The following is a 23,626-nucleotide window of genomic DNA, read 5'->3' on the forward strand; positions in this document are numbered from 1 at the left end:
CTCGTCCAAATTGTCTTATAGGACTTTTCAAATTGTCTTATAGGACAATTTAAATTCTCTTATAAGACAATTTTTGCGCTCTTATAATATCTGATTTTCAATATATTATAAAAACGTTTTTTTCACCTCTTAAAACGACAATTTCATTGAAAAACACGCTGTATGGCAACTATTCCTTAACCATCCGCTCCTCTATGCTTTTCCTTGAGGAATAAGGCATCTTTTCTCCGTACCCTACGCGTATCAGGACGGTAGGGTATTCATCGGTCATACCCAGTATTTCGGCCATCTTTCGTGAAAGCTCCGGAATCTCATTGGGTTGGTTCATATACGCATGAACTATCCCCATAGCTGTAGTCGTCAGAAGAATGCGCTCCAAAGTCCTGCCTGCGTTTACCCACTGTTCAGTCGTATTGTCTCGGGTGGTAAACAGGACAAAATGAGACGAGGAGACGATCTTCTTCCGGTCGTTTTTGTTTTGAGATTTTTCATTGATCACCTTGGAGATAATTGGCTCCGAGATGAAACGCGGCAGATTGGGCGCACCGAATACGGCATAACTCAGCCCATCTCTTGTCGCGTCCTGATGCTTCTTGTTGTAGCGCATCCATTGCCGCAATTCGGTCAGAAAGTCCTGGTCCCGCATCTGCCGACTGTTCCCCTCATAAATCAATTCCGAAATAGCTTCAAACTCCGAGGTGCCGTTTGGGAAGAAATGAATGCCGACACAAGGCTCCGGCGCGATGGATTTGAGGCGTCGGATGCTGTCTTCGGGGATGATCTTCCCGTTATAAACGCGTCTGTTCGTTTGTCTGACGGACAGTTGAGAGAACAACGGAGAAGGAATAGCCCCCTCTTCCTTGGCAAGAGAGATGCGAATGATTCCATCTTCCTCTATAGCAACCTTCGTTCGATATCCTTTGTGCGACGCGGCGATGCAAAGGTTCTCCACGGCGCATCCGAGACTGACGAACAGCTCCCGATTGTCGGGATCGACGACCGGCAACGATTTCGTAAAATCGGGACGAATCTCGATCTCTGTTTCTCCTGTCTTAAACAGCCACGGCTGCGTGTTGTGTCCCGAAGGAGCTTTCACTGCCTGCTCAATCATGAACAGAAAATCTGTGTTTTGTGCGAATATACGGTTCATTATTCCTAAAAATAAAACGATGAATATGATCTTTCTCATTGTCGTACATGTTTCATCCATAAATCAATCATCAGGTCGATTCCTTGCGCGACTTGCTCCCATCCCGTGTCGCTCTGCAAATCGATGCCGTTATACACGGCCGTCTGTTCTTCCATCAAGACCAGATAGCTGATGGATGCCGAAAGGATGCTTGCCAAAGAGGCAACCTCCGCGTGGGGCGAACGGGTCAGCTCGCCGACCGCTTTCACCAGCTCACAGCCGTTCCGTTCCCTTCTTTCCCTCAAAAGACGGACCGTCTGATCCGCCGTGGACAATTCCCACCGATGCAATCGTCTCAGTGTAATATCGCCGCGCATCTGCCGGATCTGTTCACGGAACAATCGTTTCAGACTTTTGCCGATGTCGGACGATTCGCGGAAATCGATGTTCGTATTCACCCAGTAGTCCTTTTGGAGAAGATAACTGGAAATCAACTTATCCAACCCTCCAAAATACCTGTATATAAGCATCTTCGACACTTCCGCTTTTTGGGCTACGGCATTTATCCCTATCCCCTCAAAACCCTCGCTCGCGATAATGCTTCCGACTGCGTCGAGAATCTTTTTCTCCGTACGTTCTCTATCTTTCATGTCTCCTCCTCAATTGTAATGTTACCGATAAGTAACCGCAAAACTACGTTACCCTCCGGTAACACGCAAGAGAAACGAGAAAAAAATGAACGTTTTTTTTCGAAATCATCGTAACCTGTTGTATTTTTGCTGCAAGTTTGAAAAAGAAATGAAAAAGATTACGGTATTATTCATGGTATGCGGATGGATGGTGTCCATGCATACGGCAGCGCAGGGCGGAAGGACTTTCTCATCGCTGGGCGCAGGACTCTCGATGGGTACGACGGGGATAGACGCGGAGTTGGTCACTTCGTTACATCCGAAATGGATGCTGCGGGGTGGGGTATCTGCTCTCGCGTTAGATTTTACCGCGAATATGAATCTCTATCATGATGGAAAAGAGTTCGCCAACGGAACCGACATAAACGGCAAGTTCCGGATGGTCAACAGCAAAGTATTGCTCGATTTCTATCCGACCCGTTCGGCCTTTTTCGTATCGGGAGGTTTCTATCTTGGGAACAGGGCGATTGCGAAGCTGAACGGACGGTCGGATCGCGACCTGAAATGGGACGGCTACGTCATTCCGGCGGAGCATGGACGGATCGAGGCCGAAATACGTACGAGCGTTTTTAAACCATACGCGGCTATCGGGTACGGACGTGCTATTCCCGTGCGAAGAGTCGGCTTCCGGATGGAGTTGGGAGCCATGGTACAAGGCAAACCCGATATTTATGACAAACACGGGACGAATCTGGGCAAGGCGAACGTCAACGGAGCTGAGCTTTCGCACACCTTACAGAAATGGGTCGTTTACCCGGTTCTTTCGTTTCGTCTGACGGGGCGAATTCTGTAAGCGAGCAAAATACGGCATATCGTCAGTGACACTCAATCTTTTTATAACGATATTTCTTTTTGGTTTGCGTAAATTTGTCGCGGTAAAGTATTTCCATCATGAAGCAATTCCATATCCAAAAGCCTGACGAGCATATCCGCGAAGCATTACAGGAAAAAATCGACGACCTGACGAAGCCGAAAGGATCGCTCGGGCGTCTCGAAGACTTGGCGTTACAAGTAGGACTGATTCAGCAGACGCTGAGCCCCTCTTTGCGACAACCTTTTAACCTTATTTTTGCCGCCGATCACGGCATCACGGAAGAGGGCGTCAGCGTATCGCCTAAAGAGGTAACATGGCAGCAATGCATTCATTTCATAAAAAGTAACGGCGGAGGCGTCAATTTCCTCTGTCGTCAACACGGTTTTACGCTGAGAGTAATCGACGCGGGAGTAGATTACGATTTTCCGCCCGAACTGGGTATCATCGATCAGAAAGTGCGCAAAGGCACACGTAACTATCTGCATGAAGCGGCGATGACGCGTGAAGAGATGGAACTGTGCGTGGAGCGTGGAGCCGCCGTTGTGCGCGACGTGCATGCAGCAGGATGTAATGTTATCAGCTTCGGAGAGATGGGTATCGGCAATACCTCATCGTCATCGCTATGGATGACTTGCCTGACAGATATTCCCCTACAGCAATGCGTCGGCGCCGGTTCAGGGCTGGACAGTGCCGGCATCCGGCACAAATACGACGTGCTCCGCCGCGCGTTGGAGCAGGCTCCCGGCGAACATTCGACCGAAGAGGTGATGAGCCGGTTCGGAGGGTATGAGATGGTGATGGCCGTGGGCGGAATGTTGCAGGCGGCGGAGGCGAAGATGCTGATTCTCGTAGACGGCTTCATCATGACGAACTGCATGCTGGCCGCGGCGCGTCTGTATCCCGATGTCCTGTCGTATGCTGTCTTCGGGCACTGTGGAGACGAAGCGGGGCATCGTCTCGTGCTGGAGGCATTGGGCGCGCGTCCCCTACTCGATCTCGGGATGCGTCTGGGCGAAGGTACGGGCGCTATTTGCGCTTATCCGCTCGTTGAGTCGGCCGTACGGATGATCAACGAGATGGATTCGTTCGGGAAAGGAAAGATCACAAAATACTTCTGAAGATGATCGACGATATCTTTGCCGCGCTGATGTTTTTCACCCGGTTGCCGTGGTGGAAGCTCCGGCGTGTGCCGGCAGACAGTTTCAAACGCATCGTCGGCTACTGGCCGCTCGCCGGCTGGGTGACGGGCGGCCTGATGGCAGCTATCTACGGGATAGCCTTGTTCTTTCATTTGCCTGTGGCTTTATCCCTCCTGCTGGCTTTTACCGGACGGTTATTGCTGACGGGTGCCTTGCATGAAGACGGGCTGGCGGATTTTTTCGACGGATTCGGCGGAGGACGGTCGCGGGAGCAGGTGCTTACCATCATGAAAGATTCGCATATCGGAACGTATGGTGTGCTGGCACTCGTCGTCTATGTCGCTCTGTGGATTACCTCGACGGTTTCCCTCGCGCAAAAATCGGACGATATACTGATCTTCCTACTTATTTTCGGGGATACATGGTCGAAGTGGTGTGCTTCACAAATCGTGAATCTACTCCCGTATGCCCGCAAGGAAGAAGATTGCAAAATTAAAAAGGTATACGACCGGATGTCGCCCCGAGCTTTTACCATGGGACTGTTGTTCGCTCTCGTACCGATGCTCGGATGCATCCTTTTTCTGAAAGAAACGCCTTACATGGCTCTATGGATATGCATGACCGCTTCCATCCCGAACGCCGTCATGGTGTGGCTCGTGCAATACATGAGACGCCGCCTCGGCGGGTATACGGGCGACTGTTGCGGCGCGACCTTCCTCCTGTGCGAATTATCTTACTTCATCGCTTTAAACTGTATATGGATATTTTTCTAATACGGCACACGTCAGTCGATGTGCCCGCCGGCACGTGCTACGGACAAACCGATGTCCCGCTAAAACCTTCGTTCGAGGCCGAAGCCGCGATGGTCAAAAAAAAACTTGACCGCTATGCGTTTGACGCCGTCTACACCAGTCCGCTAAGCCGTTGTACGAGGCTGGCCGCCTACTGCGGCTATCCGGAGGCACTCCGTGACGACCGCCTCAAAGAGATGTACATGGGCGACTGGGAGATGCAGCGTTTCGATGCGATTACCGACCCGCGTATACAAGAATGGTACGACGACTACCTTCATGTCCCTACGACGAACGGCGAGTCGTATCAAGACCTTTTCGGCCGTGTCGCGTCGTTTCTCGACGAGGTGCGCCGTTTACCTTTCGAACGGATTGCCATTTTCGCGCATGGCGGCGTATTGATGTCCGCTCAGATTTACGCAGGATCCATCCTCTCCGAAGAAGCCCTCCGCAACCTGACTCCCTATGGCGGAATCGTGCGAATCAATGTATGAAGCCTCTACGAGCAATCAATAAGAACTATGACGTTCGAACGCGAAACGAAAAGTGAATCGTGAAAGTCCTTTTCGCGTTTGGTTATTCGATTGTTAAATGGCCGAGCGAATGCTGACCGCTTATTACTGATAACCATCCGCTAAAGAAAGAACATCGAAACAACCAAGCATTTGAAGAATTTAACACTGACGTCTCAATGCCAATAGCTGAACGACATGACTTGATGCTGAACAACAATTCAATTTTCGAAAGACTTTTTGCTCTTCGCTTTTCATAAACTTGTTTTTGTTTCTCCTTTTTTCTTTCTAACTTGCGCCCGCAATATAGAGAATGTTAAACAATACAATATAGAATATGAAGATATTCCTTGAAAGCACGTTGCCTTCGTATCCGAAGTTTCAGGAAGGCATACGCCGCGCACCCGATCGCGGTTTCCGCCTCTCTCCGGCACAAACCGAAACCGCGTTAAAAAATGCCCTGCGCTATATTCCGTGCGAACTGCACGAGACACTTGCTCCCGAATTTTTAGACGAGTTGAAAACGCGCGGAAAAATCTACGGTTACCGCTATCGCCCCGAAGGCGACCTGAAAGCCAAACCCATCGACGCATACCGCGGAAAGTGCATCGAAGGCAAAGCCTTTCAGGTGATGATCAATAACAACCTCTGTTTCGATATCGCCCTCTACCCCTACGAACTGGTTACATACGGCGAAACGGGACAGGTATGCCAAAACTGGATGCAGTACCGTCTGATCATGAAGTATCTGGAAGAGCTTACGCAAGACCAGACGCTCGTGATCGAGAGCGGACATCCGCTCGGCCTGTTCCGCTCCAAGCCCGACGCGCCGCGCGTGATCATCACCAACTCGATGATGATCGGACAGTTCGATAACCTTGCCGACTGGGAGATCGCCGCACAGATGGGTGTCGCAAACTACGGTCAGATGACCGCCGGCGGATGGATGTACATCGGTCCGCAAGGGATTGTGCACGGCACGTTCAACACCCTGCTTAACGCCGGACGCATGAAACTGGACGTACCGCAGGACGGTGACCTGCGCGGACATCTCTTCGTCTCGTCCGGATTGGGCGGCATGAGCGGTGCACAGCCGAAAGCTGCCGACATTGCCGGTGCCGCATCGATCGTGGCCGAAGTCGATTATTCGCGTATCGAAACGCGCCACTCGCAAGGATGGGTGCAACGCATCACATCCCATGCCGGCGAAGCGTTCGAATGGGCGCACGATGCCATGAAACGCCGCGAACCGCTCTCCATCGCTTATCACGGCAACGTGGTCGATCTGCTCGAATACGCGGTGGAGAAGAACATCCACATCGAACTGCTGAGCGACCAGACGTCCTGCCACGAACCTTACACCGGAGGATATTGTCCGGCCGGCATCTCGTTCGAAGAACGCACACGGTTGCTCAAAGAAGACCGCGAGCAATTCCATACACTCGTCGACGCCTCGCTCCGACGCCATTTCAACGTCGTGAAAGAGCTTGTCGCCCGCGGCACCTACTTCTTCGACTATGGCAACTCGTTTATGAAAGCCATCTACGACAGCGGCGTGAAAGAGATATCGAAAAACGGCATCGACGACAAAGACGGATTCATCTGGCCTTCGTACGTCGAAGACATCATGGGGCCCGAACTGTTCGACTACGGCTACGGTCCCTTCCGCTGGGTCTGCCTCAGCGGCAAACACGAAGACCTGATCAAGACCGACCGTGCCGCCATGGAGTGCATCGACCCTCACCGCCGCGGACAGGATATGGACAACTGGATTTGGATTCGCGACGCCGAGAAGAATCGGTTAGTGGTAGGCACACAAGCGCGCATCCTTTATCAGGATGCCGTAGGACGGATGAACATCGCCCTGAAATTTAACGAGATGGTTCGCAACGGCGAGATCGGCCCCGTCATGCTTGGCCGTGACCATCACGACGTGAGTGGCACCGACTCCCCCTTCCGCGAGACCTCGAACATCAAGGACGGCAGTAATGTGATGGCCGACATGGCCGTACAGTGCTTCGCCGGCAACTGCGCCCGCGGAATGAGCCTCGTAGCGTTGCATAACGGCGGCGGTGTGGGCATCGGCAAAGCGATCAACGGAGGCTTCGGCATGGTGTGCGACGGCAGCGAACGCGTCGACCAGATTCTGCGTTCGTCCATGCTCTGGGACGTGATGGGAGGCGTAGCCCGCCGCTCGTGGGCACGTAACGCGAACGCCATGAGCACCGTCGCCGAATTTAACCGGTCGCATGCCGACGGATATCATATCACGGAACCGTATCTGGTGAATGAGGAGTTGATTAAGAGCGTTCTCAAATAGGAGTGGAATGTCAAGACTACGCAACAAGCGAATCGTTTCCTTGATTTGTAACCGTTTGACGATATTGTTCGTTTGCCTCTTCTTTTGGGGAGAGGGTAAAGCCCAATCATCCGAAGAATTAATCGATCGGTGCATAACCTTCCTGAAAGCAAACGACAGTATCGCTTTCAGGAAGACGTATCCGGATATTTTTATGCGATATGTCGCCGAGGCTTCGGAAATGTATATGGATAGTGCGATTCATCGAGGCGATCGGCAGACCGTTGAAGCCTATTTGGATAGCTTGACAACCGATCCCGAATCGGATGCTTTAGCGTATTATTTTCTTTCGAATGCGGAATACCATCCCTTCTTCCGGTCCCTGTCGGGATGGGGAAAATATGAAAGATGGCTCGACTCGGTAAAGTCCGTTCCTTATGCCGATATCCGCGACGAGATATGGCGTATCCAACGCGAAGATCAAGGAATCAGGGTGTTGTGGATCAGTCTACCGAAAGAAACAGCTGACACCATTAAGGCACAAGTTCGGAATGAGATGCGGCGTGTAGACGAGCGAAATACCCGACGTGCAGCGCAGATTCTCGATGCTTTCGGCAAATGGCCGGGAGCGGATGTGTTAGGAGCATCGGCCGATCAGACGCTTTGGCTATGCATCCAACATGCTGACCAGCGGCCGGAAATAGCCGTCCGCTACTTGCCGATGCTGAAAGCGGCTGTCGATGAAAAACGAACAGACCCGATGCACTATGCTTATCTGGTAGACCGCATCCGTATGCACGAAGGCCGTGAGCAAGTCTATGGAACGCAGACTTATAAAATAAAAGAGGAGGATGGACGTTCGTTCTTTTTCGTCGTTCCCATCGAAAACGTCGAACATGTAGACGAACGACGTGCCGCGATGGGCATGGAGCCGCTCGCCGAATATCTCGAAGCGATGGGACAGAAATGGGACTTGGTGCAATATCAAAAAGATCTGCCCAAAATTTGGACGTATTACCGACGATCGAAGATGAAATAAATGGTTGGTAAAATGAATGTACAAACATGATAAGAATAAATAAATAGAACGCATGATGAACTCTATCAAACCATACGGTACGCAAACAGTCAATTCATTCACTTATATTCAATACTTATGAAACGTACATACTATTTAATTATTACGATTCTGTCTTTTATGGCACTATCGTTCGCTTGTGAAAAAGAAAAAGACATAGAGTTGTCTGATAGTGATTATCTTATTTTTGGACATTTTTATGGAATGTGTCAAGGAGAAAGATGCATTGAGATTTTTAAATTAGAGAAAGCGAAGTTGTTTAAAGATCTCCGAAAGAAGTATCCTTCATCGCAAGATTTTTATGTCGGGGAATATGTGGAACTATCACAAGAGAAATTCGAGGTAGCAAAAGATTTGGTTGATTATTTCCCGAAAGACTTGCTCAAAGAAAAAAAGAGAAGAATAGGAGAACCGGACGCTTCAGACGGGGGAGGACTTTACATTGAATATTATAGCGGAGGAATCCGAAAATTTTGGATTTTAGATAAGATGAAAATGAGAGTTCCCAATAAGTACCATGTATTTATAGATGAAGTAAACGAGAAAATAGAACGATTAAGATAGAGTTGAGACAGGAAAAGACGGTGAAGTTCCCTCGATAAAACCGTATAAAAGTGTACTTAAACCTCTCTAAAAAAGAATAATTATACATAGATACTCAAAATAACTGTCATTTATGAACAAAATTATTGAATGTGTCCCCAACTTCAGCGAAGGGCGCGACAAAGAAAAAATCGAGAAAATCGTGGAGTGTTTCCGCGGAAAAGACAATGTAAAACTGTTGGATTACAGCAACGACGAAGATCATAACCGCTTAGTCGTTACTGTGGTGGGCGAGCCTGCTCCGTTACGGGATGCCGTGATCGAGGCGATCGGCGTAGCCGTGAAACTGATCGACCTGAACAAGCACAGCGGCCAACATCCCCGCATGGGAGCGGTAGATGTGGTGCCGTTTATCCCGATCAAAAACACGACGATGGACGAAGCGATTGCCCTCTCGAAAGAGGTGGCCGAGCAGGTGGCTCAACGGTATGCCCTGCCCGTATTCCTCTATGAGAAATCGGCTTCGGCGCCTCACCGCGAGAATCTGGCCGCCGTACGCAAAGGCGAGTTCGAAGGGATGGCCGAGAAGATCAAACAACCCGAATGGCGTCCCGATTTCGGTCCGGCCGAGCGTCATGCCACGGCGGGAACAGTAGCCATCGGAGCACGGATGCCGCTCGTAGCTTACAACGTGAACCTCAATACCGGTGATCTTTCCATTGCCGATGCCATCGCCAAGAAAGTGCGTTTCCTCGGCGGCGGCCTCCGCTTCTGCAAGGCCATGGGCGTGGAACTGACCGACCGCGGCATCGTGCAGGTGTCAATGAACCTGACCGACTTCACGAAGACGGCGATCTACCGCGCACACGAAATGGTGCGTATGGAAGCGCAACGTTACGGCGTGAGCGTCGTGGGCGCCGAAGTAATCGGACTCGTTCCGATGCAGGCGCTGATCGACTGTGCCGAATATTATCTGGGAATCGAAAAATTCTCGATGGATCAGGTGCTCGAATCGCGCATCATGGAGTAAACGCTTCGAGCGATGGTGCTTGTTTAGATTGATGGTAAACATATTTTAAACGGATCCAATGAACAACCTGATTGTAAAGAACGCGTCGCAAGTCGTTACATGCAGCGGCTTTGCCCCGAAACGCGGAAAAGAGATGTCGGAACTGCATGTTATCGAACATGGGACGGTCGTTGTAACGGACGGGATCATTTCGCACGTACTGAGACCGGGCGAACCGGTTCCCGTGAACGAGGCGGAGTATGAAATCCTCGACGCTACCGGCAAAGCCCTGTTGCCCGGTTTTGTCGATCCGCACACGCATGTTGTGTTCGGCGGCTATCGCGAGGAGGAATTCTCGTGGCGCATGCGGGGCGACAGCTACATGGACATCATGAATCGCGGAGGAGGCATCGTCAACACCACACGGGCTACGCGCGAAGCGTCGGAGGAGGAGCTGTTCGAAGCAGGCTGCCAACGGCTCGACGCGATGATGCGCCTCGGCATCACGACCGTCGAAGGAAAGAGCGGCTACGGGCTCGACAGGGAGACCGAATTGAAGCAGCTCCGCGTGATGCGTCGCCTCAACAGCGAACATCCGATGGACGTCGTTCCCACGTTTATGGGGCCTCATGCGACGCCGGCCGAGTGGAAAGGACGCGAAGACGAGTTTATCGACTTCAACATCCGTGAGATGCTTCCCCTTGTGGCGCAGGAGCAACTGGCCGAGTTCGCCGATATCTTCTGCGAGAAGAACGTCTTTACGATTGAGCAGTCACGCCGCTACCTGCAAGCGGCCCGCGAGCACGGTTTCGAATTGAAGATTCATGCCGACGAGATTGTCCGGTTCGGAGGGGCCGAGCTGGCCGCCGAATTGAAATGTACTTCGGCCGATCACCTGCTGCAAGCCTCCGACGAGGGCATCCGTGCCATGGCCGAAGCGGGTGTGGTAGCTACTCTACTGCCGCTCACCGCCTTCTCGCTGCGCGAAGAATATGCGCGAGGACGTGAGATGATCGATGCCGGATGTGTCGTAGCGCTGGCGACCGATCTGAACCCCGGCAGTTCGTTCAGCGCTTCCGTACCGTTGCTGTTCGCCATCGCCTGTATTTATATGAAGCTCTCGCCCGAAGAGGCTGTAACGGCCTTGACGATCAACAGTGCGGCAGCCCTCCGTCGTGCCGACAAGATCGGCAGCATCGATGTGGGCAAGCAGGGCGATCTGGTGCTGCTGCAATTCCCGTCGTACAAGTTCCTGCCCTACCATGTAGGGATGAATATCGTGGAAAAAGTAATTAAGGGAGGAAAAGTGATTGAGTAACGAAGAGTGAAAAGTGAAGAGTGAAAAGTGAAGAATGAAAAGTGAAGAGTGAAAAGTGAAAAGTGAAAAACGAAAAGTATGGCTGAATCTATTTTGAAAACGAAGAGTTATCATTTTGCGATAAGGATCGTGCGACTTGCTCAAATGCTTCAGAGCGACAGGGTGGAGTTTGTCTTAAGCCGTCAGATTTTGAGAAGCGGAACATCCATAGGTGCCTTGGTTCGAGAAGCGGAGTTCGGTCAGAGTAAAGCCGATTTCGTTCATAAAATGAGTATTGCGCTAAAAGAAGCTAACGAAACGCATTACTGGTTGTCTTTGATTTTTGATACCGGCTATATGGAAGAGAGTCTTTCCGTTTCCTTAAAAAAGGATTGCGAAGAAATCATTTCATTGCTCGTATCGACCGTAAAGACATCCAGAAAAAGCCTGAAAGAAAAAGAACGATCCCCCAACTTTTAGTTATTCGTTTTTCACTTTTCACTTTTAGTTTTTCACTTTTCACTTTTAGTTATTCGTTTTTCACTTTTCACTAAATAATTTATAAGAATATGAACTTACAAGATTTAACAGTCAAAGAATTTATCGACAAAGTAACCGGCAACGATCCTGTGCCGGGTGGAGGAAGCGTGTCGGCCCTGAATGGTTCGCTGGCGGCTTCGTTAGCGGCCATGGTGGCCAATCTGACCGTGGGGCGTAAGAAGTACGCCGAGGTCAACGACGAGATGGAGGAGCTGTCGGCACGTCTGACGGGCTTATCCGCTCAATTATTAAACGATGTAGACCGCGACGCCGAGGCATACGACCGCGTCTTCGCAGCCTTCAAGTTGCCTAAAGAGACGGACGAAGAGAAGGCCGTTCGCACGGAAGCCATCCAGCGTGAGACGAAGTACGCGGCACAGGTACCGATGGAAGTAGCCCGTACGGCTCACGCCATGTTGCCACTTATCGATACGGTCGCGCGCAAAGGCAACAGCAACGCGGTAACGGATGCCTGCGTAGCCATGATGTGCGCCCGCACGGCCGTGCTGGGAGCGCTGCTGAACGTGCGCATCAACCTGACGTCGATTACCGACGAGGCGTTTGTGAAAGAGATGAGTGCCGAGGCCGAACGGCTCGAGCGGGAGACGCTCGCCGCCGAACAGCAGGTGCTCGAATACGTTAAAACGGTTTTCCAATAAATACAGACTACACTATGAAGAACGTATATCAAATCGGTTCCGGCGAACTGACCTTCGACATTATCGAACAGATCATCAGCGAGAACCTGAAACTCGAATTGGCGCCCGAAGCCCGTCGGCGCATCCAGACGTGCCGCGACTATCTTGATGCCAAAATAGCGGCTTCGTCCGAACCGTTATACGGCATCACCACCGGATTCGGGTCGCTGTGTAACAAAAACATCTCGATGGACGAACTGGGAACGCTTCAGGAGAATCTCATCAAGAGCCATGCGTGCAGCGTGGGCGAAGAGATACCGCCTGTCGTAATCAAGCTGATGATGCTGCTCAAGGCCTACGCCCTCTCGTTGGGGCACAGCGGCGTGCAGGTAATCACCGTGCAGCGCATCCTCGACTTCTTCAACAACGACGTGATGCCGATCGTGTACGACCGCGGCTCGCTGGGTGCATCGGGCGACCTCGCGCCGTTGGCCAACCTCTTCCTGCCGCTTATCGGCGTGGGCGACGTCTATTACAAAGGGAAAAAGTGCGAGGCCATCAGCGTGCTCGACGAGTTCGGCTGGGAGCCTGTACGGCTGATGAGCAAGGAAGGACTGGCGTTGCTCAACGGTACCCAATTCATGAGCGCCAACGGCGTATTCGCGATTCTGAAAGCGCGCCGTCTCTCGAAAATGGCCGACCTGATCGCTTCCCTCTCGCTCGAAGCCTTCGACGGACGCATCGAGCCGTTCATGGATTGCCTCCATCAGATTCGTCCGCACAATGGACAGATCGAAACCGGCGAAGCCTTCCGCCATTTCCTCGAAGGCAGCGAAATCATCGCTCAGCCCAAAGCGCACGTGCAGGATCCCTACTCGTTCCGCTGCATCCCGCAGGTGCACGGAGCGACGAAAGACGCCATTCGTTACGTGGCCTCCGTATTGCTGACCGAGATCAACTCCGTAACGGACAACCCGACCATCTTCCCCGACGAAGACCTGATTATTTCGGGCGGAAACTTCCACGGTCAGCCGCTGGCTATCTCGTTCGATTTTCTGGCCATCGCGCTGGCCGAGCTGGGCAACATCTCCGAGCGGCGCGTGGCGCAGCTGATCATGGGCTTCCGCGGACTGCCCGAATTCCTCGTCGCCAATCCGGGACTCAATTCCGGCTTTATGATTCCGCAATACGCCGCGGCCGCAATGGTGAACCAGAACAAGATGTACTGCCACGCTGCTTCGAGCGACTCGATCGTCTCCTCCAACGGACAGGAAGACCACGTGAGCATGGGCGCGAACGCCGCCACGAAGCTCTACCGGGTGATGAACAACCTGGAACTGATTCTGGCCATCGAGCTGATGAATGCGGCGCAAGGCATGGAGTTCCGCCGGCCGCTGAAAAGCTCTCCCATTCTGGAACGGTTCATGCACGCCTACCGCAAGGAGGTGCCGTTCGTCAAGGACGACATCGTGATGTATAAAGAAATACACAAAACGGTCGCCTTCCTGAAAAGAACGCAGGTAGACCATCTGTAATCACCGACCGGAAGGGGAGAGGTGCAGTATCAAAAAAGGAGGCTGCCTGAAAAGTAAAGACAGCCTCTTTTTTTTATTATTGCTGTCGTCCGATAAAAGTTATTCTCGAAACAAAAAGGGTCTCTTTTACCGGACGGCAATAAAAACAAGATCTTCACCCACAGACCGAAAAGAAACTTCGGGACTTCCCGAAGCCTTTTTGGGGAATATTTTTGAAAAAAAACGCACGGAATAGTTTTCTTATAAAGAAAAAGTATAACTTTGTGATGTTGTTTAACCCTCAAAAACGTAAAAGATATGATTAAATACGTGATTCAGGAAAAGAAGAACCCGCTCAACGGCGAGGTGAAGTACTATCCGCAGATAGCTCCGGCTACTCCGATGACGGTTGATCAGATCATTAAACGCGTAGAGAAACGCTCCACCGTGTCGAGTGCCGATGTAAAAGCCGTATTGGATGCCTTGCAGTATGAGGTGATCGATGCGCTGGAAAGCGGCAACAGCGTTCGTTTGGGCGATCTCGGCTCGTTCCGCCTTACCATCAAGGCCGATGGTATGGCTACGGCGGCCGAAGCCAAAAAGCAGGGGGCCAAGCTCATCAAGCAGGTGAACGTGCAGTTTACGAAGAGTACGGCCATGCGCGACGCCTTCGAGGTGCAACGTCTCGATTTTGCCGCACAGGACGACATCAGCAACGCTAAGTAAAACGCCGGCGGAGGCAACGCCCCGCCCGCAACAGACCGACTTGTTCCGGTATGCGGAAAACGACCTTTTCCCGCATGCCGGAACGGTCGTTTCAAGAGGTAAAAAAGCCTCTTTGTAACACACTGAAAATCAACACCCATAAGAGCGTAAAAATTGTCTTATAAGAGAATTTAAATTGTCCTATAAGACAATTTGAAAAGTCCTATAAGACAATTTGGACGGGAAGCAAGTAAGAATAGGCGCACCACCGGACATCCTCCCCAAAAAACTGTTCCGATGCTTTACCACGTTCGGTTTTTCATAAGCTCTTCAAAGAAGGCATCCCGGTAGAAATTGCCAATGGCTATCTCATATTTCTTTATAAACACATCGTTGTTGTCGAACGAATCGATACGATTCCGGTTCACGATATACGAACGGTTGATTCGCAGGAAGACGTTCTTAGGCAACAAATCGTGTATTGTCTTCACATTCATCCGGGTGATGATGCGCTGCCCCTCCATCTGGATGATGACATAATCTTTCAGGCCTTCGATAAAAAGAATCTCTTTCAGGTTGACTTTGAAATACCGCCTGTCGGATTTCACGAAGATGCATTCGTCTTCCACGTTCTCCACGCTCTTTTTTTCTTCGTCGAGGAGTAAGGAGTGATACGTAATGGCCTTATCCACCGCTTTTCTGAACTTGGAGGCATCGATCGGTTTCACGAGGTAATCAACGGCGTCCACCTCATAGCTGTCGAGCGCATATTCCAGGTAGGCGGTGGTGAAAATAACAAGCGTATGTCTGGGGATGTTCCGGGCGAATTCGATTCCGTTGATGCCCGGCATCTGAATATCCAGAAAGATCAGATCGACCTCCGTTGTTTGCAGATACGCCGAGGCCGTTTCTGCACAGTTGAAGCACTCCAGCAGCTCCAGTTGCGGAATCTGATCGACCAGTTTTTTTATTCCCTTGCGAGCGATCGGCTCGTCATCTACGATAATACATTTCATCTGTTTAATTGTAACTTTACGGTATACGTTGTCTCTGTTTCTACGATCTCGAGCAGATGGCTGTTTTCGAACAACAAATCGAGGCGGCGCCGGATATTCGCCAAGCCCAATCCGCCCACGTCGCGTTTCGCAGGTTTGAAGGGTTTGGAGTTCTCGCATTCGAAAAACAGCCGGTGCTCCTCCTTCCGGAATTTGAGGTGCACATACGAGCGATTCACATCCTGATTATGCTTAACGGCATTCTCCACGAACGGAATAAAGAGCAAAGGCGGCACTTCCGTCTCTGCCATATCGCCCTCTATCGCAACCGTATACTCAAAATCGTCGCGACGCACTTTTTCCAACGCCAGAAAGTCGGTCAGAAAAGCGATGTCGGCCGACAGAAGTACTCGGTCTTGTGTGCTGTCGTTGAATTGATACTGCAACATCCGGTCGAGTTTGTCTAAAATATGGGACGTGATTTCCGGCTCTTCGTCCACCATGATATTCGCATTGTTGATCATATTGAAGAGGAAATGCGGATTGATCTGGCTTTTAAGAAAATTCAGTTCCGAGCGGAAAGTAGCGACTTGCAAACTGTTGATCTTCCGGTTGCCGATGGCCCATTGCCGAAACAGCATAAACATCGATATCCCTCCCAGAAAAAGAAAGATCGTACACATGGAAGAGGCTATACTCAGAAAAACGGCGACGGCAGAGGGCGTTTGACGCATAACCGTTATGTCGTAAAACAAATCCTGCAAGATGACCATGATCACGATGGAGAAAACAGTAAACAGAAAGACCGACACCACATAAGCGAACACTTTGTTTTTTGCCAGATACCGCGGAAACAGCACATACACATTGACATATACCAGCATATTGAGGAACAGGTAATAACTGATCCAGCCGTAGAAGCGGTTCAGGGAAAGGTTCAGCTTGTCCGGGGCATCGAAAAAGATGCCGACGGATATGGCCAGAATAACGCCTTGCAAGACAAGATGCCGGTGGATCGCATATCGGTCATCCATCACGAACGAAGACAGACCGTTGCCGTTTTTTTCTTTGCTTGGTTTCATAGCGATAAATCGATGGTAAGGGTTATCGTTCCCTCGCTCAATTGCAAGGTATGTCTATCGGGATACTGCCACTCCAGCCGTTGTCTGATCGACGAAAAGGTATCGCCATCGCATATCTCCTTATGATCAGTCCGGCACGTAAAAAGCAGCGTCTCATCCCGCAGTCTGAAAAGCAGCTCCACCGAACGGCTGCCGGTAACGGCACATTGAACGAGCGACAGAAAGAGCATGGGCGAAACAAACGTGTTATTCACCTCTCCGTCCGTCCGGATGCGGTATTCAAACGCGGGACGGTTCGACTGCTCCAATTCAAACATCACAGTCAGCGCCCGTATTTCCGATTTCAGCAATATCCTGTCCCGATGGCAGTCGTAGAGCTGGTACCTTAACAATTGTCCCAGTTGCATCAACATCTTCGATGTGTCTTGCGGCTGCGATGCGGCCAATGAAGAAGCATTCCGGAGCGTCTGCGATAGAAAGGCGGGAGCGATCTGGCCTTTCAACTTATTCAGTTCCGACCGTACATGCTCCCGTTCCATCCGGCTGACTTCTTCGTTGCCTTTGATCCATTTTCCGAAAAACAGCACCACGGAGATCCCGCAAAAACAGATGGCTGTAACCACCGACGTCGACAGGTTGTCGACCACAATCAGCGGATGGGTATAGGACGTGATCCGATGCGGCAGATTCAACATATTGCGCACCCCGTATTCGCTCCAGACAGAGAGAGTGGGCAATACAAGCACGATGACGCACAGGGCGACGGCATAAGCCGTATGTTTTCCCTTCAACAGGAATTTGGGCGCCAGATAGAAGTAATTGAAATACATCGCCATCAGGTAGGTCATGCACGAGATCAGACAAACCGGATAGATGCGATTGCCTAAAACGGACTGACTGTCCCGATACGCGATAAACACCTGATTAAACGTAATAACCGCCCAGAGCATGATAAAAATCACATGCCTCCCGATCCGGTAGTTCGGGGCAAACAGAAACCGGAGCATGAAATGATGTTCTCTCATCCGTGTCATTCGTACAAATATCGTATGGACAAAGATACGTTAAAATTCAAGTCTGTACGTAATGTTGAAGATGGAATTTTTCAATCGTCTGGGCTCTATCGCTCCCGTCTTCAGGTTGTATTCATGCCCGAAATATTCTTTGTATCCGGTCGCGTTCATCCCCTTTACGGCAAATTCGTGAGACACCTTCCTGCGGTTCATCCGGTAGCTGACCGTGTAGTTGGCGAGGAACATGGGCGACAGCTGCCGCGAGTAGGCTTTCGTCTCGTCGTATTGCGTTGCTTTATCGGGATGGCGCAAGGTCGCCTGCTCGTTTACGGGCGAATGCCGTTCGCCTCCCTGCAAGGTCAACCGCAGGTTCACGCTGAGCACGTCCTGCTTATGGCGTCCTGTCATCCACTCCTTACCGATCAACCCGTTGACGATATAGTTGCGGTTGAACTTCGTATGGTGCCATATCCCGTCGCCGCCGGCGTATTCCGAACGGAAGAGGGAGGCCGTTACCATGTAATAGAGTCCCCGGGTCATATACTTTTCGAACGTCAGATCGACCCCGTAGTTCCGTCCTTTCCCGGTATTCACGAGGGCATCTTCCACATAGAAGGTGCTGCGGTTGAGCACGGAATAGGAGCTGTCGGCAATAACCGGCACGTCGTACAGGTACTGGAAGTAAGGCTCGATTTTCAGATTCATATCGTCCGACAGCTTGTGGCTGTACGACAAGGCCAGATGATGCGTTTTCGTAAAGTCCAATGCTTTATTTACGAGTTGGCCGCCCGCTTCCTTTGTCTTCACAAAATAGACGTCCAACTTCTCCATGCGGCTATGCAATCCGTAAGCCAGTCCGAACGAGCTTCGGGACGAAGCCTGCCATTTGATGGCGGTACGCGGTTCGATCGTCCACGTATGATTCAGCGTAAAGAGCTGCCCGTTCACTCCTAAAGTGGCGGATAACCGGTCGTTGACGCGGAACAGAGAGCTGGTATAAGCCGCTATCAGGTTGGTATTTCCTTTGCCCTCCGATATGCGGCGCAGGGGTTGGGCGTAGAAAGGCGACAAGTCGAAATCCATATCATACATCATGTGCGTTACCGTAAAGCCTGTTTTATTCGTGTGCCTGGGACTGTATTTCTTATTGAACGAAGAGGTGAGGACAAGGTGCGTATATTGACTTCTGAAATCGAGGCGCGGCGAAGACTTCATCTGCGAATCGTAGATGCTTTCCCATGCGTTTGTTTTGGCATAGGTAGCGGCCAAGGTCGTTTTCCATACGCCCCCGTTTTTGAAAGCATAACGATGGGTCAGCCCCACGGCGGCCGACGTCTGCTTCATCCTCGAATCTTTCGCATCGTCCGCGTAATCCCATTTGTCGGGGGTGTTGATCTTGGGTTTGACTTTGTCGACCAATGCCGTACCCCAGAGCGAGAACGTGCCGGCTTTTCCGGTCGGAAGGTTGAACTTGAAATTCAAATCCTGATAATCCAGCACCTGCTCCTGCTCGCCGGCAGGATTTACCTTGTTCATCAATCCGGTCGTCGAGTAGCGGTAGTTAAACAGGTACGAAGCCTCCCGCTTTTTGCTCAACGGCCCTTCCGAAGCCACATCGAGTCCCAATATGCCCGCTTGCAGGGTATGTTGGAACTTTTGGCTGTTTCCGTTCCTCAGTTTCATATCGAAAATGCCTGAAACCGCGTTGTTGTATTCGGCAGGAAAAGCGCCCGTATAAAAGTCGGAATTTCCCAATACGTTCTTGCTTAACGACGACAAGACCCCACCGCCCAACGAAGCCACATCGGCAAAGTGGTTGGGATTCGGAATCTCCACCTCTTCCAACCGCCATTGAAGCAGGCTCGGCGCATTGCCGTGCACGGAGATACCGTTGCTGCTTACCGCGGACGATATTCCGGCATAAGAACTGACCAAACGCGCGGGATCGTCCATGCCGCCCGCAAAACGGCCGGCCTCCTCCACGCTCAGCATACGCGCCCCCGACAAGGCCATCTTATTCAACGGCACTTCTTTATGAATGCGGGGCCGGATGACCACTTCGTCCAGTTGCAAGACGCTTTCGCGCAGTTGAATCTCCAAATACACCTCTTTAGCCGATGTCAACAGGATTTCCCGAAAAACAGCCGGCTCGTATCCTAAGAAACTTGCCTGCAAATCATGACGACCCACCGGGATATGCTTTATTTCGAACCGGCCTTCGTTATCGGTGGCCGCTCCCATGTGAGGCATATTCAACAAGCCCACGGTAGCGTAGGCGATGGGTGCTCCCGAAGCGTAATCGACGACAACGCCACGGATCGTTTGTACGGGTTTATCTTCCTGTGCATACATCTTTGCGGAGCATACGATACCCCAAATTACGAATAGGAATACATTCAAATGTCTCATCTTTCTAAGGTTTTATATGTTACGATTATGTATGTCTGAAGAAATCGACCAGCCGGACGAAGATGCGGTATTGGAACCTCGCGCTTCTCGAGGTCTCCAACCGATGATTCAGCAGATCGGACAACGCCTTCAATACGCGTTGCGTCTCTTCTATACCTGTTTCGGACAAACAGGCGACCTTCCGGACCAAAGCGGACGTTTCTTCTTCGACCTGCTTCTCCCGTATTCTTTTCAGCCGATCAGCCAACCGGTAGATGTGATCGAAAAACAGGGTTATTCCGCCGGCGCTTTCCATCTCGTGCATCGACACCACTTCCAAAGAGTCCAGAATACGGACGCATGTTCCGGTTGCTATCCCGGTGCCGTTCGAAACGGCTTGTACGGTTTCTCTTTTGTTCATTGCTTCCTTCTTTAGGTTCATTCTTCTTATTTACGATCACAAAGATAGTCTGTCCGGCAAGGCCGTTTGATTTTAAGAGACAAACACCCTCCCCGCTGCGACGGATAAGGCTCTTTCGTATACCAAATTTAATCTCTAACTTTGTCGGACAAAAACAGGGAATAAGCGTGAAAATAGGAAAATATAACACGTTACGTGTGGTAAAGAAAGTAGCGTTCGGCGTATATCTGGACGGAGGCGAGCAACAGGAAATCCTCCTGCCGAAGCGTTTTGTGCCCGAAGGGTTGGACGTCGACGACGAGGTCGAAGTATTCATTTACCACGATAACGAAGGGCGCCTGATTGCCACTACCCAGCGTCCGCTGGCCACCGTCGGCGAGTTTCAGTGGATGAAGGTGAATCAGGTGACAAGCGCCGGTGCTTTCCTCGAATGGGGGTTGATGAAAGAACTCCTCGTGCCCTATCGGGAGCAGAAAGCAGAGATGATCGCCGGGCGATGGTATCTGGTCTATGTCTACCTCGATTTCATTACCCAACGCGTAGTGGCCTCGGCACGTATCGACAAGTTTCTCGATAATCTACCGCCACACTACGAATACAATCAGGAGGTCGACCTCATCGTGGCCGACGAGACCGAGCTTGGCTATAAGGTCATCATCAACCATCTGCATTGGGGCTTGCTCTACCGCAACGAGGTCTTCCGTACCCTCCGTAAGGGCGAGAAAACGAAAGGATACATCAAGGAAGTGCGTGAAGATGAAAAGATCGACGTGAGTCTTCAGCCCCTCGGCTACGATAAGGTAGAAGGTATCGCCCAACAGATTCTTCAGGCATTGGAGCAAAACAAGGGTACTTTGCCGCTGCATGATAAAAGCGATGCCGACGAAATCTACGCCCTCTTGGGATGCAGTAAAAAGAGCTTCAAAAAAGCCATCGGTTCCCTCTACAAGCAACAGCTCATCACCCTCGACGAAAACGGAATCACACAACGAAGAACGAAGAGTGAAGAGTGAAAAGTGAAAAGTGAAAAGTGAAAAATGTAGCAAAGTAGTCAGGGTAGTTAAAGTAGTAGTGAAGAGTGATGCCCTGCGGGCGTTGAGAGGTTGAGTTGTTGAGTTGTTTTGGCTGATAGCTGACTGCTCGAAAACTGATAGCAGACCTCTGTAACAGCCCCGCAGGGGTGAGTTAATTCAGCCCCATGTGTAGCGTAGCGAAGCGTTGGGGAAAAAGAATACCCACTCCTGCGGAGGGCTGTAAGCCTGATATAAAATGTCGAAATCAGAATATCCGAACGCAAAGAATGCAGATAAGTGAAAAACGAAAAGTGAAAAATGGAGCAAAGTAGTCAGAGTAGTCAAAGTAGTAGTGAAAAGTGATGCCTTTCGGGCGTTGAATTGTTTGATTGTTGAGTTGTTGAGTTGTTTTGACTGTTGGCTGAATGCTGACATTAATTCAGGCTTACAGCCCTCAAAAAACAAAACAGGGGAATCGATACCCCACCCTTGCGGAATGGGGCTGAAATAAAACGGGCTTTCAGCCCTTGGTTGGAATATGGTTAACGGTTATTTTCCGGGCACCAAAAAAATATCAAAAAAAACAAGTAAAATACTTGCGTATTTTCAAAAACTGTTTGTATCTTTGGTGCATCATAAAGAAAACGATAACGCTATGGAAAAAACAACCGATATTCCACCCGACAAGCCGATGCGCCTCATAAACCGCACCGGAGGCGCAGCGTAAAAGAAATATCCGGAACGCGGAAACAAGTATAAATTTTTAAAAATAGAAAGAACATGAAAACAAAGAAAAAAACATTATTTCTAAGCTTGTTATTTCTATGGATAACCGCGGGAATAACAGGTTGCAATAAGGACGATGATCAGCTATGGGAAATATCGCCCGATGGGAAGCAAACCGTTATAGAGCAGAAGATAAACGGTATTGTTTTTAAGTTTTGTCTGCTTAATGAACAGGGGAAACCGGCTACCGTCTTTAAAGAAGGAGAAAATTTCACCTTTTCTTTTTTGTTGAACAATATCACACAAGATGATATTTCTGTTTCAGCCGATTTTATAAACAATGATTTTTATCGGGTATATCAAAGTAACAACACCGATAGAGGTACGCCATGGACTGGTATATGGTGTGAGTTTAGCAGAAAACCAACAGAAATGAATATTGATCCTTTAACAACCAGAAAATTAAACTGCCCTTGGAAATTGACAAATGATACTCGACCCGACTATCCTTTTTGTATGAGTGAGAGTAAAGAAACATTACCTAAAGGTGATTATTATACGACAATTCATACACAGTTTAAGTATGCAACTCATAAAGAACAATTCACCGAAAACATTCATTTCAAAATTAATTTTAAAATCCAATAAGATGAAAAAGACATTATTTACAGCCATATTCCTTTCCATATCTATTTTAGGAATATACGGACAAGTAGAGACAAGGTTCTTTCCGAACAGAGATGCTTTGCAACAAAACCGCCTGCTGAAAGAACACCGGAGGGTAGCGAAAATAAAAGCAATGCCTCCTCTCGATATACAAAAAATAGCATCCGCAAGACAACAGGAAAGAGACGATAATGTGCCGTTCCGTTTTGGAGAAGGATTCGACACCCGTATCACTTTAGCGGACGGAGAATGGACCGATACGGAAAACGGAAGACTCTGGACAATGGCGATTGAATCGAAAGGGGCCTACTCCATTAATTTTGTATTCAACGACTTCTACCTGCCCGAAGGTGCTGAGCTATACATATCCAACGAAGAAGGAGATATGCTTTATGGCCCGGTTACCTCGAAAGCAAATACAGAGAACGGCCATTTTCTGACTGACCTGATAAAAGGGGATAAAGTAAGCATCTATTTGTTCGAACCTTCGAACAAAAGAAACGAATCTCAACTGACTATAAAACGAGTTGTACATGCATACGAAAATATGTGGCTCTATGTTGATTTGAGTGGGTAATGGAAATTCCTTCCTCCGTTTATGTAGTATACCATATCCATAAAGTTA

The 23,626-nt window shown here is 50.0% G+C and carries 24 protein-coding genes; 17 read left to right on the forward strand and 7 right to left on the reverse strand.

What is annotated here, in order from left to right; all coding sequences use genetic code 11:
• Positions 1 to 169: 169 nt before the first annotated feature.
• Both EII41_RS11675 and EII41_RS11680 read right to left on the reverse strand, forming a co-directional pair.
• Positions 170 to 1,150, reverse strand: coding sequence for an Acg family FMN-binding oxidoreductase (locus EII41_RS11675; RefSeq protein WP_124790751.1), 981 nt, complete (start codon positions 1,148 to 1,150; stop codon positions 170 to 172).
• A gap of 35 nt (positions 1,151 to 1,185) precedes the next feature.
• Positions 1,186 to 1,779 (reverse strand): TetR/AcrR family transcriptional regulator, encoded by a 594-nt coding sequence (locus EII41_RS11680; protein ID WP_124790730.1) that lies wholly within the window; start codon positions 1,777 to 1,779, stop codon positions 1,186 to 1,188.
• Positions 1,780 to 1,927: 148 nt separating this feature from the next.
• On the opposite strand from EII41_RS11680, the gene EII41_RS11685 reads away from it, so the two are divergent.
• The 13 genes from EII41_RS11685 (at position 1,928) to EII41_RS11745 (ending at position 14,718) form a co-directional block, all read left to right on the forward strand.
• Positions 1,928 to 2,611 (forward strand): hypothetical protein, encoded by a 684-nt coding sequence (locus tag EII41_RS11685; RefSeq protein WP_124790731.1) that lies wholly within the window; start codon positions 1,928 to 1,930, stop codon positions 2,609 to 2,611.
• A 98-nt stretch (positions 2,612 to 2,709) separates the two neighbouring features.
• The gene (gene cobT / locus EII41_RS11690; protein ID WP_124790732.1) at positions 2,710 to 3,750 is read left to right on the forward strand and encodes a nicotinate-nucleotide--dimethylbenzimidazole phosphoribosyltransferase; all 1,041 of its coding nucleotides are present in this window, start codon (positions 2,710 to 2,712) and stop codon (positions 3,748 to 3,750) included.
• A gap of 2 nt (positions 3,751 to 3,752) precedes the next feature.
• Positions 3,753 to 4,544, forward strand: a complete 792-nt coding sequence (gene cobS, locus EII41_RS11695) for an adenosylcobinamide-GDP ribazoletransferase (protein WP_124790733.1) — start codon at positions 3,753 to 3,755, stop codon at positions 4,542 to 4,544.
• Positions 4,529 to 5,056: an alpha-ribazole phosphatase gene (cobC, locus tag EII41_RS11700; RefSeq protein WP_124790734.1), complete on the forward strand. Its 528-nt coding sequence runs from the start codon at positions 4,529 to 4,531 to the stop codon at positions 5,054 to 5,056. The genes cobS and cobC overlap by 16 nt, the downstream gene beginning before the upstream one ends.
• 355 nt (positions 5,057 to 5,411) lie before the next feature.
• A complete protein-coding gene (locus tag EII41_RS11705; protein ID WP_124790735.1) occupies positions 5,412 to 7,394 on the forward strand; it encodes a urocanate hydratase in 1,983 nt (660 codons plus the stop codon).
• 7 nt (positions 7,395 to 7,401) lie between these two features.
• The gene (locus EII41_RS11710; protein ID WP_124790736.1) at positions 7,402 to 8,412 is read left to right on the forward strand and encodes a DUF6624 domain-containing protein; all 1,011 of its coding nucleotides are present in this window, start codon (positions 7,402 to 7,404) and stop codon (positions 8,410 to 8,412) included.
• Positions 8,413 to 8,529: 117 nt separating this feature from the next.
• Positions 8,530 to 9,015: a hypothetical protein gene (locus tag EII41_RS11715; protein ID WP_124790737.1), complete on the forward strand. Its 486-nt coding sequence runs from the start codon at positions 8,530 to 8,532 to the stop codon at positions 9,013 to 9,015.
• A 112-nt stretch (positions 9,016 to 9,127) separates the two neighbouring features.
• Positions 9,128 to 10,024, forward strand: a complete 897-nt coding sequence (gene ftcD, locus EII41_RS11720; RefSeq protein ID WP_074451523.1) for a glutamate formimidoyltransferase — start codon at positions 9,128 to 9,130, stop codon at positions 10,022 to 10,024.
• Between the two features lie 58 nt (positions 10,025 to 10,082).
• On the forward strand, positions 10,083 to 11,321 hold the full coding sequence (gene hutI / locus EII41_RS11725; protein WP_124790738.1) for an imidazolonepropionase: 1,239 nt from the start codon (positions 10,083 to 10,085) through the stop codon (positions 11,319 to 11,321).
• A gap of 78 nt (positions 11,322 to 11,399) precedes the next feature.
• On the forward strand, positions 11,400 to 11,780 hold the full coding sequence (locus EII41_RS11730; RefSeq protein ID WP_124790739.1) for a four helix bundle protein: 381 nt from the start codon (positions 11,400 to 11,402) through the stop codon (positions 11,778 to 11,780).
• Positions 11,781 to 11,869: 89 nt separating this feature from the next.
• A complete protein-coding gene (locus EII41_RS11735; RefSeq protein ID WP_014224208.1) occupies positions 11,870 to 12,499 on the forward strand; it encodes a cyclodeaminase/cyclohydrolase family protein in 630 nt (209 codons plus the stop codon).
• 14 nt (positions 12,500 to 12,513) lie between these two features.
• Positions 12,514 to 14,013: a histidine ammonia-lyase gene (gene hutH, locus EII41_RS11740; RefSeq protein WP_124790740.1), complete on the forward strand. Its 1,500-nt coding sequence runs from the start codon at positions 12,514 to 12,516 to the stop codon at positions 14,011 to 14,013.
• Positions 14,014 to 14,310: 297 nt separating this feature from the next.
• A complete protein-coding gene (locus tag EII41_RS11745; RefSeq protein ID WP_124790741.1) occupies positions 14,311 to 14,718 on the forward strand; it encodes an HU family DNA-binding protein in 408 nt (135 codons plus the stop codon).
• Positions 14,719 to 14,999: 281 nt separating this feature from the next.
• On the opposite strand, the gene EII41_RS11750 is transcribed toward EII41_RS11745, so the two are convergent.
• From EII41_RS11750 to EII41_RS11770, 5 genes are read right to left on the reverse strand one after another with little or no spacing between them, the layout of a single operon-like run.
• The gene (locus EII41_RS11750) at positions 15,000 to 15,713 is read right to left on the reverse strand and encodes a LytR/AlgR family response regulator transcription factor (RefSeq protein WP_124790742.1); all 714 of its coding nucleotides are present in this window, start codon (positions 15,711 to 15,713) and stop codon (positions 15,000 to 15,002) included.
• Positions 15,710 to 16,774, reverse strand: a complete 1,065-nt coding sequence (locus EII41_RS11755; RefSeq protein ID WP_124790743.1) for a sensor histidine kinase — start codon at positions 16,772 to 16,774, stop codon at positions 15,710 to 15,712. The genes EII41_RS11750 and EII41_RS11755 overlap by 4 nt, the downstream gene beginning before the upstream one ends.
• Complete coding sequence (locus tag EII41_RS11760; protein ID WP_124790744.1) at positions 16,771 to 17,808, reverse strand: histidine kinase; 1,038 nt, start codon at positions 17,806 to 17,808, stop codon at positions 16,771 to 16,773. The genes EII41_RS11755 and EII41_RS11760 overlap by 4 nt, the downstream gene beginning before the upstream one ends.
• Before the next feature lie 30 nt (positions 17,809 to 17,838).
• Entirely contained in the window at positions 17,839 to 20,196 is a 2,358-nt protein-coding gene (locus EII41_RS11765) for a TonB-dependent receptor (protein WP_124790745.1), read from the reverse strand.
• A gap of 25 nt (positions 20,197 to 20,221) precedes the next feature.
• Entirely contained in the window at positions 20,222 to 20,596 is a 375-nt protein-coding gene (locus EII41_RS11770) for a hypothetical protein (RefSeq protein WP_124790746.1), read from the reverse strand.
• A 167-nt stretch (positions 20,597 to 20,763) separates the two neighbouring features.
• On the opposite strand from EII41_RS11770, the gene EII41_RS11775 reads away from it, so the two are divergent.
• From EII41_RS11775 to EII41_RS11790, 4 genes are all read left to right on the forward strand, one after another.
• On the forward strand, positions 20,764 to 21,609 hold the full coding sequence (locus tag EII41_RS11775) for a S1 RNA-binding domain-containing protein (RefSeq protein WP_124790747.1): 846 nt from the start codon (positions 20,764 to 20,766) through the stop codon (positions 21,607 to 21,609).
• Positions 21,610 to 22,147: 538 nt separating this feature from the next.
• The gene (locus EII41_RS11780) at positions 22,148 to 22,336 is read left to right on the forward strand and encodes a hypothetical protein (protein ID WP_124790748.1); all 189 of its coding nucleotides are present in this window, start codon (positions 22,148 to 22,150) and stop codon (positions 22,334 to 22,336) included.
• 53 nt (positions 22,337 to 22,389) lie between these two features.
• Positions 22,390 to 22,983, forward strand: coding sequence for a hypothetical protein (locus EII41_RS11785; RefSeq protein ID WP_124790749.1), 594 nt, complete (start codon positions 22,390 to 22,392; stop codon positions 22,981 to 22,983).
• 1 nt (position 22,984) lies between these two features.
• Positions 22,985 to 23,578 carry a hypothetical protein gene (locus EII41_RS11790; protein ID WP_124790750.1) on the forward strand — a complete coding sequence of 198 codons (594 nt, stop codon included), beginning with the start codon at positions 22,985 to 22,987 and terminating at the stop codon, positions 23,576 to 23,578.
• The last annotated feature ends 48 nt before the right edge of the window (positions 23,579 to 23,626 follow it).

The organism is Tannerella forsythia (assembly GCF_003860135.1).
GTDB lineage: Bacteria > Bacteroidota > Bacteroidia > Bacteroidales > Tannerellaceae > Tannerella > Tannerella forsythia_A.